15 protein-coding genes are annotated in these 14832 nt (G+C 33.2%); 5 read left to right on the top strand and 10 right to left on the bottom strand.

All coding sequences use genetic code 11. The features are described 5' to 3' along the window. Positions 1-22: 22 nt before the first annotated feature. The 3 genes from K0U91_RS04235 to K0U91_RS04225 all read left to right on the top strand — a co-directional run bounded on the left by K0U91_RS04235 (position 23) and on the right by K0U91_RS04225 (position 2308). Positions 23-1024: a hypothetical protein gene (locus K0U91_RS04235; protein ID WP_220180669.1), complete on the top strand. Its 1002-nt coding sequence runs from the start codon at positions 23-25 to the stop codon at positions 1022-1024. A gap of 179 nt (positions 1025-1203) precedes the next feature. Then, entirely contained in the window at positions 1204-1653 is a 450-nt protein-coding gene (locus K0U91_RS04230; RefSeq protein ID WP_219971584.1) for a hypothetical protein, read from the top strand. A 145-nt stretch (positions 1654-1798) separates the two neighbouring features. Further along, positions 1799-2308 carry a ferritin gene (locus K0U91_RS04225; protein ID WP_219971585.1) on the top strand — a complete coding sequence of 170 codons (510 nt, stop codon included), beginning with the start codon at positions 1799-1801 and terminating at the stop codon, positions 2306-2308. A gap of 74 nt (positions 2309-2382) precedes the next feature. On the opposite strand, the gene K0U91_RS04220 is transcribed toward K0U91_RS04225, so the two are convergent. The 4 genes from K0U91_RS04220 to K0U91_RS04205 all read right to left on the bottom strand — a co-directional run bounded on the left by K0U91_RS04220 (position 2383) and on the right by K0U91_RS04205 (position 7461). Continuing rightward, positions 2383-2943, bottom strand: a complete 561-nt coding sequence (locus K0U91_RS04220; protein WP_220180668.1) for a porin family protein — start codon at positions 2941-2943, stop codon at positions 2383-2385. Then, on the bottom strand, positions 2930-3598 hold the full coding sequence (locus K0U91_RS04215; RefSeq protein ID WP_220180667.1) for a hypothetical protein: 669 nt from the start codon (positions 3596-3598) through the stop codon (positions 2930-2932). Before K0U91_RS04215 ends, K0U91_RS04220 begins: the two co-directional genes overlap by 14 nt. Beyond that, the gene (locus K0U91_RS04210; RefSeq protein WP_220180666.1) at positions 3585-3764 is read right to left on the bottom strand and encodes a hypothetical protein; all 180 of its coding nucleotides are present in this window, start codon (positions 3762-3764) and stop codon (positions 3585-3587) included. The genes K0U91_RS04215 and K0U91_RS04210 overlap by 14 nt, the downstream gene beginning before the upstream one ends. Positions 3765-4323: 559 nt before the next feature. Next, complete coding sequence (locus K0U91_RS04205; RefSeq protein WP_220180665.1) at positions 4324-7461, bottom strand: UvrD-helicase domain-containing protein; 3138 nt, start codon at positions 7459-7461, stop codon at positions 4324-4326. A gap of 182 nt (positions 7462-7643) precedes the next feature. On the opposite strand from K0U91_RS04205, the gene K0U91_RS04200 reads away from it, so the two are divergent. Continuing rightward, positions 7644-8390 carry a carboxypeptidase-like regulatory domain-containing protein gene (locus tag K0U91_RS04200; RefSeq protein WP_220180664.1) on the top strand — a complete coding sequence of 249 codons (747 nt, stop codon included), beginning with the start codon at positions 7644-7646 and terminating at the stop codon, positions 8388-8390. A gap of 57 nt (positions 8391-8447) precedes the next feature. Here K0U91_RS04200 and K0U91_RS04195 read toward each other — a convergent pair whose 3' ends face one another. The 5 genes from K0U91_RS04195 to K0U91_RS04175 form a co-directional block, all read right to left on the bottom strand. Continuing rightward, the gene (locus tag K0U91_RS04195; protein ID WP_220180663.1) at positions 8448-8960 is read right to left on the bottom strand and encodes a GNAT family N-acetyltransferase; all 513 of its coding nucleotides are present in this window, start codon (positions 8958-8960) and stop codon (positions 8448-8450) included. Positions 8961-8962: 2 nt separating this feature from the next. Next, on the bottom strand, positions 8963-9184 hold the full coding sequence (locus tag K0U91_RS04190) for a PspC family transcriptional regulator (RefSeq protein ID WP_034678114.1): 222 nt from the start codon (positions 9182-9184) through the stop codon (positions 8963-8965). Further along, positions 9177-10451, bottom strand: a complete 1275-nt coding sequence (locus K0U91_RS04185) for a DUF2851 family protein (RefSeq protein ID WP_220180662.1) — start codon at positions 10449-10451, stop codon at positions 9177-9179. The genes K0U91_RS04190 and K0U91_RS04185 overlap by 8 nt, the downstream gene beginning before the upstream one ends. 123 nt (positions 10452-10574) lie before the next feature. Next, on the bottom strand, positions 10575-11723 hold the full coding sequence (bshA, locus tag K0U91_RS04180) for an N-acetyl-alpha-D-glucosaminyl L-malate synthase BshA (RefSeq protein ID WP_219971594.1): 1149 nt from the start codon (positions 11721-11723) through the stop codon (positions 10575-10577). A 66-nt stretch (positions 11724-11789) separates the two neighbouring features. After that, entirely contained in the window at positions 11790-13520 is a 1731-nt protein-coding gene (locus K0U91_RS04175) for a glycoside hydrolase family 3 protein (RefSeq protein WP_220180661.1), read from the bottom strand. A gap of 115 nt (positions 13521-13635) precedes the next feature. Between K0U91_RS04175 and K0U91_RS04170 the strand changes: the two genes are divergently transcribed. Beyond that, the gene (locus K0U91_RS04170) at positions 13636-14151 is read left to right on the top strand and encodes a hypothetical protein (RefSeq protein WP_220180660.1); all 516 of its coding nucleotides are present in this window, start codon (positions 13636-13638) and stop codon (positions 14149-14151) included. A 79-nt stretch (positions 14152-14230) separates the two neighbouring features. On the opposite strand, the gene ribA is transcribed toward K0U91_RS04170, so the two are convergent. Continuing rightward, positions 14231-14824, bottom strand: a complete 594-nt coding sequence (ribA, locus tag K0U91_RS04165) for a GTP cyclohydrolase II (RefSeq protein ID WP_219971601.1) — start codon at positions 14822-14824, stop codon at positions 14231-14233. Positions 14825-14832: the final 8 nt, after the last annotated feature.

Raw genomic sequence — 14832 nt, 5'->3', positions numbered from 1 at the left:
TAACCAATTAATGATTATAGAAATGAAAAAAATACTTTTGGGATTTGCTTTGTCTCTCGCGACATTATCGTTTGCACAGCAATATCCAAACAACGGATGGGGTGACCAAGGGAATTATGGAAGTAACGATGGATATTATGATGACGAAGACGATCAAAATTATTTCCCTGATGATTATTATTACAATTATCCCCAGGATTATTATCCTCAAGACTACTATCAAAGTCATTATAATGATTACAGAAATAGTATTGTAAATGTCAACTGGAATATTTTCTTCCAGCAAAATAGATTAAACCGATGGCAGATCGATCAAATTTTATATCTGAATAACCTATACTCGAATTTTTCTAACTGGAACAACTTTTACAGATATAATCCTGACAGATGGTACTACGACAGATTCTATGCAATGGAAAGAATTTTGGGACCGAGAATATTTGTGGTTTTCCAAAACAATTATTATCAGGGGCACAGACCGATAGCTTATTTTCAAAACTACAGAAGGTCTTACTATACACCAAGATTCAGGGTAATGCCTCGATATAGAAATGTGAATATCAATATTTATAAGGTAGATAGAAGCGCTTTTAGAAGAAATGATAATCCTACATTGAATGTTGTGAGAAACTCAGGATTCAGAAACGGAAATAATTCTTCCGGAGGATTCAGAAATTCAAACAATGGTATCAAAAGTAACAATGGAAATAATGGAGGTTTCAGAGGTTCTGGTAATGGAACGAGAGATAATAATGGAGTAAGAAGTAACAACGCAAATGATGGAATGAGAGGTAATTCTGATAATGGAGGATTTAGAAGCAACAACAAAAGACCTGAAACAGGTACTGTAAGAACTGCAACTCCAAGAAGTGAAAGTAACGGAACAAGAGATAATGGAGGTTTCAGATCTCAACAAAGAAACGAGAATTCAGGTCCGAGAATGCAAAACAGCAGCCCGAGACAAAATCGCGGAAATGAAGGAAGAAGTTCCGGAGGGCTTAGAAACGGCTTAGTAAAAAATTAGTTTTCATATATTATATTTGAGTGGTGTGTAGATCAGGTTTTATTGCCTGATCTATTTTTATTTAATAATAATTATAAAAGTATATTTATTAAAATTTAACATTTTTTGTGAATTTCATATTTAACTTTAGCTTTAATTCGATATCCAAAAGATATAACAAACCAATTTAATTTAAACAAATGAAAAAATTAGTACTAGCAATCGCATTGATCGGAATAGGAAGTTTTGCAATGGCCCAACAAGCAGTTCCGCAGGATAAAAGAGTAAACAGAGAAGAAATGAAGCAGAAGATGCAGGAGAGACAACAGGAAAGAATGGCTGAAATGCAAAAAGAGCTGAATTTAAACCAAAGTCAGGTGGCTCAAATCAAAGAGCTTCATGCCCAAAGAAAAGCTGAAATGAAAAATGACTTTGAAAAAAACAAAGATCAGCGACAGGCTAAAATGAAAGAGATGAAAGCAAAAAGACAGCAGATGGATAATGATATGAAGAAAATTCTTTCACCAGAGCAGTATGATAAATGGCAAGCGGGCAAAAAAGCAAAAATGGATCAGAGAAAAGCGATGATGAAAGAAAAAGGGATGCGAGGCGACAGAAAAATGAGACACGGCCTTGCTCCTCAACCGTAAATAAACTGATAGTTTATAATTTTGATTTTTTAATGTTAGAAGGATGGAAGCAATTCCATCCTTTTTATATTAAATCTAATTCTAAATTTTGCTAAAACTTTTCAATTCGCCTTTTAATGCGTAATTTTGAGTATAAATTTTTATTATGGTAAGCGAAAAAATTGCACAACTCATCAACGAACAAATAGCTCACGAGCAATATGCAGCTCAATATTATCTTTCAATGTCTGCCTGGTTTTCTGCAAAAGATCTTGACGGAATTGCTAATTATTTCAGAGTTCAGAGCAAAGAAGAATTGATGCATGCAGATAAAATGTTTGATTATTTGAATGATGTAGGCGGAGAAATCATTGTTGGAGAAATCCCAAAACCACCACATGTTTTTGAAAATGCAGTAGATATTTTTGAGAAGGCGCTTGAACACGAAAAAAAAGTAACCAGAAGTATTTTTAATATCGTAAAAAATGCAAATGACGAAGGCGATTTTGCAACAACAACTTTCCTTCAGTGGTTTATCAACGAACAGGTAGAGGAAGAAGCAAGCGCATCACAATATGTCACAAAGATAAAAATGGTTTCTGATAATCCTTCGGCTTTATACTTATTCGATCAGGAACTTTCGCAGCGGGTTTTTGTAGCGGATTCTAAAGCTTAAGTCTATCTTTAAAAAGTAAAACTTTCGGCGGCACCTTTGGTGCCGCCGAAAGTTTTACTAATAATCTATAGGAGTTAAAAATAATAGGTTATCCCAACTCTGTAAACATCTCTTCTAGCTTCATAATAGGTTAAGGCAAGATCATCAAATTGTTTTGTAAATCCTTTTGAGAAAGTGCCTTCAATATTAAAATGATTTGATATTTTATAATCAATTCCAATATCTCCACTAATCCCGAGTCTTTTTTTAAAATAATAAAAATTATTATACTGTTCATCAGGAATAAAATTGAGTTTTGGACCAACAAGAAGTGAGAATTTATTATAAAAATTATATTTAAAATAAACAGGTAATTCGATAAAAGTAACAGCTTCTGTAAATGAGACTGTTGGTGTTACCTGTATGTATGATTTTGTTGAAATCTGTTTTTCTATTAAAAAACCTGCGTAAGCTTCATCAATGATGCCACTAAGATAACCTGATGGCTCACCAAATTCATCTATTGCATTCACATTTGAATAATTCCAGCCCGCTTTTATTCCAAATTTCAAAGGATAATCCTGAGAATAAATTATTCCTGCTGTTATAATACATATAATGTTTATAAATTTCTTCAATATATTAATATATATCATCTTGAAAATAATTTCCTTCTTGCTTGTGTACACTAATTAGTTTGTTTGGTTTAAGTTTATGAAGTTGATAATTTCCGGGATCACCTATTTGTTTTGTTAGCTTTAATCTTTTTCTTCTTTTTTCTTTTGAATCAGCGAAAGTTACTGTATTGCTACAATTATTATAAACTATACCATCAAGACCGGCAGTAATAGTAGCTCTAAATTTTTTCCATTTTCCTTTTTTCTTTCTATATGATTTTGTTAATGCTTTCCCTTTAATTGATGGAGATGAACCGACGCCAGATTTTCTTACAAATTTATTTTTCCATATAATTCTTCTGTTATTACCAAATATTTTTTCTTCTTTTTCTTTTGCTGCTTCTTTGCAATCATTGGGAAAAGTAGGGATGTTATTGTAAGCGGGTGGTCCTACATCAATTTTATGTGGTGTATCAGAAGCAGCTAATATATCGTCTACTTGAGTCATTGTGGGGTTTATAATATTGTTAATAGCAATTAAAATATTTGAAAGAGAACTTATGTCATTAATTTCAATTTCAACCGTACCCCATTCAAATATTTTATAATATGTGTAACCATCTTTACAATTCCCGACGATGAATTCAGATCCTGCAATCAGTAATGCTCTTTCAGTTTCATCATGGGTCTGCATTTAAATTCCATGCTCCATCTCCTTGCTGGCTTAACCAATCTTCTTCTAAAGTTTCAATATTTTGTCTTAGAGAACAAGAGTTTAGTTCTTCTTCAAATTTTATTAAAGGATAATCTTCATTAAAGCCAATTTCGTCTGCATAATCATCAGCTTCTTCATCAGTCATATTTGCAGTTTGTTGATCAAAACCATCATTGTAATCATCAATTTGATTGTCTAGTATTGTAATTGCATCTTCATAAGACTGAAGTGTAGGGAAATCAAAATATTATTATTACATGTTGATAAAATTCCATTGTCAATATTTACAGCTTTTATACCAGGAATCAATGTGCTTTCAGTGACATTACTAAAAATATCACAGACTTCAGAATCCCGACTAGATAAAAGATTTCTAGATTTTGAGAACTTTCGTTTTCAAGTTCCCTTTCAGTAGAACATGAGTAGAAAAATGAGGAGATAGCAATGCCTATAATTGCTATTAAATTAATTTGTTACATAAATTTTTAATTATTATTTGATCTCCCAAAATTATAAAAAAATATCAAACATACAAGAAAATTTATAGTATAAAAAACTGATTATCAGTAATTTAAAAGTATATTTTGTTTCTTTGATTAATTAATTGCATTATATGATATGGCTGCTGTATAATGAAATATATTTGCATTTATTTGTGAAAAAAATATCAAGAATTGAAGCTTTTTTATAAAACTTTGTGTTTTTTATAAATAAATCAATTGCGTTTTCAAAACCTTCATCCCTAAACTTTCCAAAACCATTTTATAAGTTTCAATCTGTTTTTCGTTTTTACCAGACTCTTGTCCGGTTTTGAAATCAATGATAATATAGCCTTCAGTGCTTTTTAAAATACGGTCAGGACGATAAATTCTGCTGATTCCTCCTTCAGAAATCATAATGTCTTTTTCATTAATGACTTCCCATTTTTCATCAAAAAATTCTGAATAATTGTTGATAATTTCTTTTAAATTATTTTGTATTTCTTCTTTTTCTTCCAGCGTGATCAAACCTTCAAGAGTATAGCATGCAAGCACTTTTTCGATGTCTTTTTCGGTATTGATTTTTGAGAGCAATTCATGAACGAAAATCCCGGTCCGTACTTTTTTGTTGCGTTCCTGATAGGTTTTTGAAGGAGTAGCTATTTTTATTGAAGTACTCTTTTCATGTTTATTATTCAGATTTTGAATGTCTTTGGTCTTGTATGATGAGCTTTTATGTTGAGTATGCTTGGTAAGCATTTCAGGATCGGTTCGATACAGATCAAACTCATCAAGATTCTCTATGTTTTTTGATTGAATAAATTCTAAAATCTCCAGATTATTTGAAGTTTTATTGGCTTTTTGAAGATAAAAGAAAAGCTGTTCCACAGGTCTCGTTGTGGCCACGTACTGCAGGCAAAGCCGGTCAACAAAATTTTTATAGGAATTTATTTTATTAAATTTTTCAATCTCCGGATCGTATGCTTCAAGATTTTTATTAAACTGGTTGATATTTACAGATTTCAATGCATCATCATCACCCGTGTCAAACCAATTGTTGAACTGGCTGTCAGAATTTTTATTTTCCAAAGGAATCAAAACGATCGGAAATTCGAGCCCTTTCGCTTTGTGGATGGTCATGATTTGGATAGCATCAATATTTTCAGAAGCCTGAATCGTATGTTTAGAAGCTTCCTCATCCCAATATTTTAGAAATTCTTTTGTGCTAGCACCTGCATTTTGAGTAAAATTGAAAAGCATTTCCAGAAAATTGAGGAGAAAGTCTGTTTCTTTATGTTCGACTGCAAATTCATTAATGTAGTATTCTACAAAATTATAAAGATTAAATTTCGGGAAATTATCCTGTTTTAATTTGAGAGAATATTTGTTTTGAATAAACTCTAAAATCTCTTCGTGAGAATCTAACAAAAGAATTTCCTTTATATCCAAACTGAAATCCCGCATCGTTATTCTTCCCAAACGGTTCAGATAAAACATCAGCATAATCAGATGCGGTTTGTTTTTCGGGTTGGTTTCCCATCTCAAAAATTGAATTACCGCCTGTAAAGTGTTTGATAATTCTAAAGTCAGACCTTTGTCGGAAATCGTTTTGATATTGGTTTGTTCATCTTTGTACTTTACTTTCAAGTTTCCCAATTTCTGAGAATAACTGAAAATATCGAAGTTACCGCGACAAAGAATCGTAATGTCGGAAAACCTGAATCCGTTATCAATACATTCCTGAATGTCTTTCTGCATTTTTTCGGAAACGTCGTTGTAAAAATCTTCCTTTGTGAGGTTTTCGATTAAATTAACCTTTACACGACCTTCGATTTTAGATTTTGAATTCTGCTTAGCGTCAACTCCGAAAATGTTTTTATGTTCTTCCTCTAAATTTATTGAGTGAAATTGGTATAGTTCGTTATTAAACTGAACGATATTTTTTGCACTTCTCCAATTGTCTTTTAAAACCAATAATTCAGCTTCTTTCGGTGAAATTTCTTTTTTATTGATGATGTCGAGCATCAGTTTGCTTTCTCCACCGCGAAATCTGTAGATACTTTGTTTCGGGTCACCAACCAAAGTAAAAGAAGTATTTTCTGTTGAAACACTATGATCTCTCAAAGGCATAAAATTCTGCCATTGCAGTTCTGAAGTATCCTGAAATTCATCAAAAAAATAATGTTGAAACTGCGAACCCACTTTTTCATAAATAAAAGCAGAAGGTTCATTTTTAAGATTTTCGTTGATTAGAATATTGAATTTTGAAAGGAGTACCAAATCATTTTCTTCCTCAATTTTTTTCAGCTCATCCTGAATATCTTTGTTGACCTTTAATGGAAGCAACGCCGACAATATTTTTTCTTTTTTCTGAGTTTCAATAAATAAAAGAATGAGCTTCATTCTGTTTTCCAGAAGCTTTTCAAGAATTTCCAAAATTTCTGCTTCTTTGTGCTTAGATTTTGTTGCTGCACCTTTCAGAATATTATTTAAGGCGCTTTCCTCGTTGGCAGGGAACGGAAATCCGGGTCTTTCTTTATTATAAAAGTCTACAATTTTAGTAAAAAACCCTCCGATTCCATTTTTACCTTGCGAAAAATCATCAACTTCAATCGATCTTGATTTAAACAATTCGATTGATTGTGTGGCAATTTCTAAAGAATGTTTTTTATTGAAGACAATTTCTTTCCGAAGCGTATTTTTAATTTCTTCGTACTTGCTGTCGTCAAAGCTTTTGTTGTTTTTAAGATGCTCGTAATGAATGTCTTTTACAAATTCTTTTGCAGAATCGTATAGGTTTTTATTTAAATTTATTTTTTCATTATTTTCAAGACTGTAATCCACATAATCCATAAAAGAATTTGAAATACTGTCATTTTCTCCGATCTGATCGAGCATTTTGTCAACAGCTTCAATCAAAAAAGGTTCAGCATCAATCTCAAGATTAAAATTTTTAGCTAAGCCCAACTCATAAGAAAAGCTTCGCACCAGACGTGAGTTGAAACGGTCAATCGTTCCGATATTTAGAGTAGAATAATTATGAAGAACATAATCCAGCATTTTTTTTGACCTGAAATGAAGCTCGTCAATGGTTATTTTTATGTCTTCATTTTCAAAAGCCGTCTGCATGTTTTTTAAATCTGAATTATCCCTATAGTTTTCAGCAGTGAAGTTTCCCAACCACGACAAAATTCTTTCTTTCATTTCATTTGCTGCTTTGTTGGTAAAAGTGAGCGCAAGAATATTACGAATAGCATGCTGCTGATTAGGATATCGCAGACAGATCATCAACAGTCTTTGTACAAGCGCATACGTTTTCCCCGAACCCGCAGATGCATTGATGACTGTGTAAGAATTATTCATTTTTTTGAAAGATTGAGACTGCAATTTAATTAAAATATAAATGAAATTTTAACATTTGAGAATGGGTTTTTAAGAGTTGGAAAAAGAAAAATTCAAAAAAAATTACTAAAAGCGTTAACTGTGGTTAAATTTCTCAGATACAATTAAAATTACTTTAGTTTTGCTGCATAAAACAATAATCCGTGAAATGTAAACTACTCTTTATTTTGTCTTTATTTTTCTTCGTCAACATCAACGCCCAAAATTTTATTTTTGGGAAAGTGATCTCTGAAGAAAATATTGAATTATATGATGTCACTGTAATCAACATCAGAACAGACGAGCGTGTGACAACCAATCAGGATGGCCACTTTATGATTTCCGGAAGACAGGATGACAACCTGCGTTTTATCAAAATCGGTTATGAAAGAGCCAATACAATTGTTACTAAAGATAATATTAATTCACCCATTAATATTAAGCTTTTAAGAACTGCAAAGCTCATTGATGAAGTTGAAATCAAAAAATTACTGACCGGAGATTTAAAGATAGATACGAAAACCTTAAATCCACCAAAAAAAGTTGAAAAACTCAAAAGTGATCTGGCTGTTTATATTAAGCAAAAGTCTGATCCTAGAATTCTTGCAGCTAGGCCGGGAGAATTTGTACAGCCAAAAGGACAGGGATTTTCGATAGGAAAAGTCAAAGATAAGTGGGAGGATGTAGATCTTATGGGTTATCTCACAATGGCTTTGGGCACACAGTATTTTACAGATTTAAAAATAGAAAGTTCCCAGATCCAGCATTTTATATATTATGTTTTAGCAAACGGTTTTGAGCGAAAAAGTATTCTGAAATATGGTTTTGTCAGCGATGCAGATCTCATGAGATTTCAACGTGCTGTTTTATCGAGAATCTCCTCATACAAAGCTCCGCAGACACAAAAATAAAGCGTGATGAACTTTGTTTTATTGTCACCTCACTGTTTTCTAAAAGCAAACTAAAAATTAATGATAAACAACATCATAAATTTCATCTTTTACCTGATTAAGATTTTCTGGGTGATAGTTAGATAAAAGCCATAAAGAAAGCGGGTTTTTGCCTTCACCGTAACTAGGCTGAAGGTACATCTCGTCGATCAGATGGAAACCGTTTTTCTGGTAGAATGAGAAACGGCGTTGTGAATTTTCATTCAGATTTCCAGGCTCTATTTCTAAAATGATCCTCGGATGGTTTTTAGTTAGGTACTCTGTAATTTTTGATCCTAGTTTCTGATTTCTAAATTCTGTAAAAACCTCAAAATGTTCTACAAAAGTGTGATTTTCAAGTTCCCAAAGCACCAGATAACCAATATTTTCACAATCATTTAAAACTGATAAAACTTTGACCTGCGGATGCTCAAACAAACGTACAAATTTGTACCAGTCTCTTCTTTCGTCTTCAGGAAAACTTGAAGCATAAGAATCATAAATAACTTGTACACGGTAATCGTCGGGTGAGGTAATCTGTATAAATTCCATACTTATAAATCAAAAACGCTGGGTCTTCTGGTGATGAAAATATCTTTTATCCACAGGGTAAAAGCCAGCCCCAAATAGATTAAAAAGAAAAATCCTGCTGTTGCAAAGGTAGAATAGATGAAGAAAACCCGCAATTTAGAAACAGGAATTCCAAGCTTAGCACCCATTCTCGTGAGTACCCCAAACCATTCTCTTTCCATCTTGTGACGCAGGTTATCAAACATGATTATTATCTTTTAGAATTTTAAATCCGATGCTGCAATTTAAGCAATTTTTTGGTGTGCAGTAATTTTTGTAGTGATAAATCAGACTTTGTGTCTGCAAAGCATTTTTTATACTTAAGCCTGTATTTTTCCAGCCGTTTATGATTGAGTTTTTTTCAGCGGAAATTTTTTTATAAAACTCCAGAATTTCATCTGCAATTTCTTCGTTTTGATATTTGTGATAGCTGTATTTTAAAGGTAAAATGCTATTAAGAATGATCAACTCTATAAAATCTCTGGTTAAAACTTTCGGCTGGTCGACACCTGAAATCTTTCCAAAATTAAAATGATTATCCCAATATTCAGAAGCTTTTACGCTTTGAAAAATTGATATCAATTCATCAGAATTTTTAGAATTAATAATTTTTGAGAATAAATTCTGATGCTGGTAATAGAGATCTGCCAACTGTGATAAACGGATCGTTGGAAAATTGGGCGGACGTAATCTTAAAAATTTAGGACGAATGATAAGTTCAGATAGATTAAATTTAGCTTTCAGAAAGTCAAATTCTCTTTTCCATATCTTCATTTGTTCGTCTTCAGGCTTTTCTAGCCAGCCGGAAATTCCGAAAAGTAAAGCTTCAAGCTGAATTTTATTTTGCCTGATTTTATTAAAAGCAGTAAAATCAATGCTTTCTGCAATCTGTTTAAATAGATGAGCATTTACTTTTAATCCAAAAGCATAGGCGAGAGCGTGAAACAAAACAGCTTCATAATTGTTTTTATGAATTTCAAGGTCTTTTTCAAGTTCTGAAGATTTCTCTTCAAGCTTTTTTAATAAACTTTCTTCGAAAAAATAAACTGGAATTATATTGGGATTAAATACATCTTCACAGGCAATGAACCGGCTTTCTTTCAACAATTTTTCATACTTGCTAAAAATGCTTTCGTCAATATGGTCTTTCAGCTCGAGCGTAGGGATGTTTTTTTTGCTTAATTCATCAATGTCTGCATCATTTTGGAAAACGACATGCAGAATGATATTATCATAATTCGGATCTTTGGAATGCTGATGAAAAATCCAGTCAGATGACCTCACATGAAGTTCTATATTTCCGGCTAAAATAATATTATTGATTTTTATTTTTGCCATGAGGAAATCCGGTCCGGAATCACTATTCCATTTCCCGAAATCTAAAATTTCAATAGGGTTTCCCTTGAGGTCACTAAAGTTGAAATGAGTGAATACCTTAAAATTCCAAAGATATTGTAATAATTTTTCGTTCATCTGTGGTGTTTTGTGTTACCACTAATGTAAGAAAATTTGAATTTAAAATATGATGGTTCAAAAATAAAGGCATAAAAAAAATCAGAGCACTGACTCTGATTTAATTAATAATATTTGGAATTTTTAAACCTTTGCCGGTTCCTTTTTAAAATTTGCAATCGTTGTTTTGTACATTTCTTCATAGATCGGAAGAACATTTTTTAGATCAAATTTAATAGCCTGCTCTTTGGCATTGATTTTCATCTGAGCCAACAATTCTTCATTGCTGAGAAGCTTAATTGTGTAATTGCTCATGGCTTCTACATTTCCGATTTCAGCTAAAAATCCTGTCTCACCCTGAATATTAACTTCAGGAATTCCACCTGCATTGGAGCTGATAACCGGCGTATTTGCTGCCATCGCTTCAAGAGCTGCCAAACCAAAACTTTCCTGCTCAGATGGCAATAAGAATACGTCTGACAAGCGCAAGATCCTGTACAAATCATTTACTTTGCCTAAAAGACGGATTTTAGAGATCAGTTCCGGGTTTTCTTCTAAGAAAGAATTTACTTTCTCCATATCGGGTCCTTCACCGATGATGATCAATTTAGATTTAACTTTCTTTTCGACGCTTTTAAAAATCTGCAGCACTTCTTCCACACGTTTTACAGGTCTTAAATTGGAAACGTGGATCAGTATTTTTTCATCAGCACTGGCAAACTGGGTTCTCTGGCATTCATTAAGATCTTCAAACTCGGTATTATCGATGAAATTGGTAATTACCTGAATTTCTTTTTTGATACGGAAAAACTGCAGGGTATCTTTTTTCAGGCTTTCAGAAACAGAAGTAATCGCGTCAGACTGATTGATAGAAAATTCTACCGCATGCTTGTAACTGGGATGTTGGCCCACAAGCGTAATATCGGTCCCGTGAAGAGTAGTCACCAAAGGAATGTCATTATTATCTTCTTTCAGCATTTGTTTTGCCGTAAAAGCCGCGTAGGCATACGGAATGGCATAATGTGCATGAAGCAGATCTAATTTATAAAGATTCACAACACGGTAAATCATCGAGCTCAGTGCGATATCGTAAGGCTGATACTGAAAAAGCGGATAGGTCTGAACATTTACTTTGTGAAAAAAAATATTGGGATTGGTAATGTCTAATCTTGCAGGTAGGGCCGAACTGATAAAATGCACCTCATAGCCTTTATTGGCGAGAGACATCCCGAGTTCTGTTGCTACGATTCCGCTTCCGCCGTATGTTGGGTAGCAAAGTATGCCTATTTTCATTGATTTAATTTTTGGTTTTTAATAAGTCAAATAAATACTTAAAAGTGGATTTCATTTAATCTTATTTTATTTTGATGTGGTGAATTCTGTTGATTTAGAAAATTGCGGGGCTTCTAATGTAATTCCCATTCCCGCTTTCAGTTGGTCGTTTACCAAAACCGGGAGCCTTCCTGATATATTTGTTTTCCCATTGATGGCATTTGCAGTTGCTGTCATTGAATCATCATTGTTTTCGTAAGAAACCAAAACGGTGGAAACTTTTGAAATATCAATGTCTTTCAATGCATAAGCACTTCCGAAGATATTTAAAATTACATTTTGATTTTTAGTTAAGTCTGCCAAAACCTTTTTCGATTCAGCAGATATTTTGTACGGCTTATACGCTGTTGAATTATCCTTGTGAAAACCAACAATCACTGTAGAATTTGCAGGAATGCTATTGATTTCCGAAGCTTTTTTAATAATGACAGTAGAGTTTAAATTTAATTGATCTGCAAAAGTCTGATAAGGTGCTTCTTCCAAAGGAACGTAGTAGCAGGTGCTTTTACAGTTTAAAGGAAGTAGTTTCTTTTCGTCTTTTATTAAAGTTAAAGCATTTGCATAAAGATTCTGAACCAATATTTTGTGAGAAGTATTATTGATGTCTTGATTAACATTTTCAGGATTTTTTGGAGTGTATTGATTTAATCCTAAAAAATATTTTGTCAGTAAAATCTTTTTTACACTTTCTTCCACTCTTGATTGTGAAATTTCGCCATTATCGATTGCTTTCTGAATCAGTTTCTTACCTTCTGCAACACCCTGTGAAAAAAGCATAATGTCATTTCCAGCCTTGAAAGCAAATGCATCTAATTCGCCTGGTTGATATTTATTGGCAACTGCACCCATATTCAGAGCGTCGGTAATAATTAAACCTTTGTAGCCTAATTTTTCTTTTAATAGACCTGTGATGATATTTTTTGAAATTGAAGCGGGAATTCCTTTCTGTGGTTCTAAGCTTGGAACATATAAATGAGCAACCATCACTCCGCCAATTCCTTTATTCATCAAAGCTTTGAAAGGTGCCAATTCAATTGAATTTAATCTTTCTAATGAGTGAGAGACTACCGGCAGGTCTAAATGTGAGTCGGTACTTGTATCGCCGTGACCCGGAAAATGTTTGATAGCTGCCAAAATATTGTTATCCTGCAAGCCTTTGGAGTAGGAGAGTGCAGATTGGGTAACATTAGAAACTTCTGACCCGAAGCTTCTGTTTCCGATAATCGGATTGTTTGGATTGGTGTTGACATCTACAACCGGAGCAAAATCCCAGTTGATACCCATTCTTTTGCAGTCCTCAGCGATTTTTGCGGCCATTTGATAAATCAGGTTCTTATCCTGAATCGCTCCCAAAGTCATCGCCCACGGAAATTTGTGTGCAGCAGCAATTCTCTGGTAAATTCCCCATTCAGCATCCATCCCGATCATTAACGGAATTTTTGATTTTTGCTGAAATTCATTGACTAAATTGATTTCTCTTGCTGCATCGTCCTGCATCAAAATCAACCCGCCGATTTTATCACTAGTGACAATATTTCTAACCTGATTGATGTGGTTTTCATCCTTATTGGTATACAGTGCAACAATAAATAGCTGCCCCAGCTTTTCATCCTGAGTTAATGAGCTGTAAGCTTTATCAACCCATTGCTGAGCTTTTTTCTGATCTGACTGAGAAATGTTTTTCGGCTGGTATTGTGCAGAAATCTGTGAATGGATAAACAGTAAAATGAAGAGTAATTGAAAAGCTACTTTGTTCATGATTTTTGAATAAGAACAAAAATACAATTAAAAAAAACAGCAGAAACAAAGTTTTTCAGTTTTTTGGTATATGTTTTGATCCCGCATAGTAAGTAATAATATTAAATTTTATAAAATGAAAAAATTTCTTTCAATTCTAATGCTGGCATTTGCCGGTTTATTCATATTAAGCTGTGATGATAATGATGAAGTGGTACAGGTAGAAGATAATGACACTTATGCAACCGCTTATGATATTTCGCCAACTTTTATAAGATCCAGCAGCAATCTATACCAGTTTTCTGATGAATTTAACGATCCTTTAGTGGAGTCTGATGTAGTACTTATCTATATGCAAACAGGAACGGCTAATAATTCTCCCGTATGGAGACTGCTTCCTTACACAGTTTTTGTAGGTAGTATTGATGAGGTAGATTATAACTTTGATTTCAGTAAATTCGACATACAAATAAATGTAAATTCAACCCCTACATTGAACTTAGACGCAAATTCAACATATTATGCGGGAAAAAGATTCAGAGTGGTTGTAGTTCCTGCTAAAACAGGTAAAAATAGTATTGATCATAAAGATTACAATGCAGTTATTAAATATTACGGAATTGACGAATCTAAAATTAAATTAAAAAATTAATTTATAATCCTTTAGTTTTATAATTAAAAAGCTCTGAGAAATTCTCAGAGCTTTAATTTTTGTTTGAATTTTAAAAAATCTAAACTTCATCATCCAAAAGATGCCCGAAGTAATCTTTTTTTGTCTGTAAATATCCTCTGCTTGCGTCACTCGCCGGAATCTGTAAAGGAATTCTTGAATTTAAATTGATATTGCTTTCCCTTACAAACTTCACCTTTTCAGGATTATTTGTTAAAAGATTAATATCTTTAATCTGTAAAATATTGAGAATTTCTATGGCTACAGCAAAATTTCGGTCATCGGCAGGCAAGCCCAGCTCCAAATTAGCAGCAACGGTATCAAAGCCTTTTTCCTGAAGCGAGTAAGCTTTTAGCTTGTTGATAATTCCTATATTCCTTCCTTCCTGACGAAGATAAACGATGATGCCACCATTTTCATGCATGTATTTCATTGCAGCGTCTAACTGTTGCCCGCACTCACACTTTTGAGAATGAAAAACTTCACCAGTGATACATTCAGAATGGAAACGTACGTTGACAGGCTTTGAGAGATCTGTATTTTCGGCAATGATCGCCATATGAGGCATCCAATCACTAGACTCCTCAGAAAAAGCTATCATTCGGAAATTCCCATGATCGGTAGGAACATTAGCTTCCGCCTGAATTTTAATCATTTAATTAT

This window comes from Chryseobacterium sp. LJ668, from assembly GCF_019613955.1.
Taxonomy (GTDB): domain Bacteria; phylum Bacteroidota; class Bacteroidia; order Flavobacteriales; family Weeksellaceae; genus Chryseobacterium.
The sequence above is the reverse complement of the archived record's forward strand: the minus strand, read 5'-3'. Positions and strand labels throughout refer to the sequence as shown.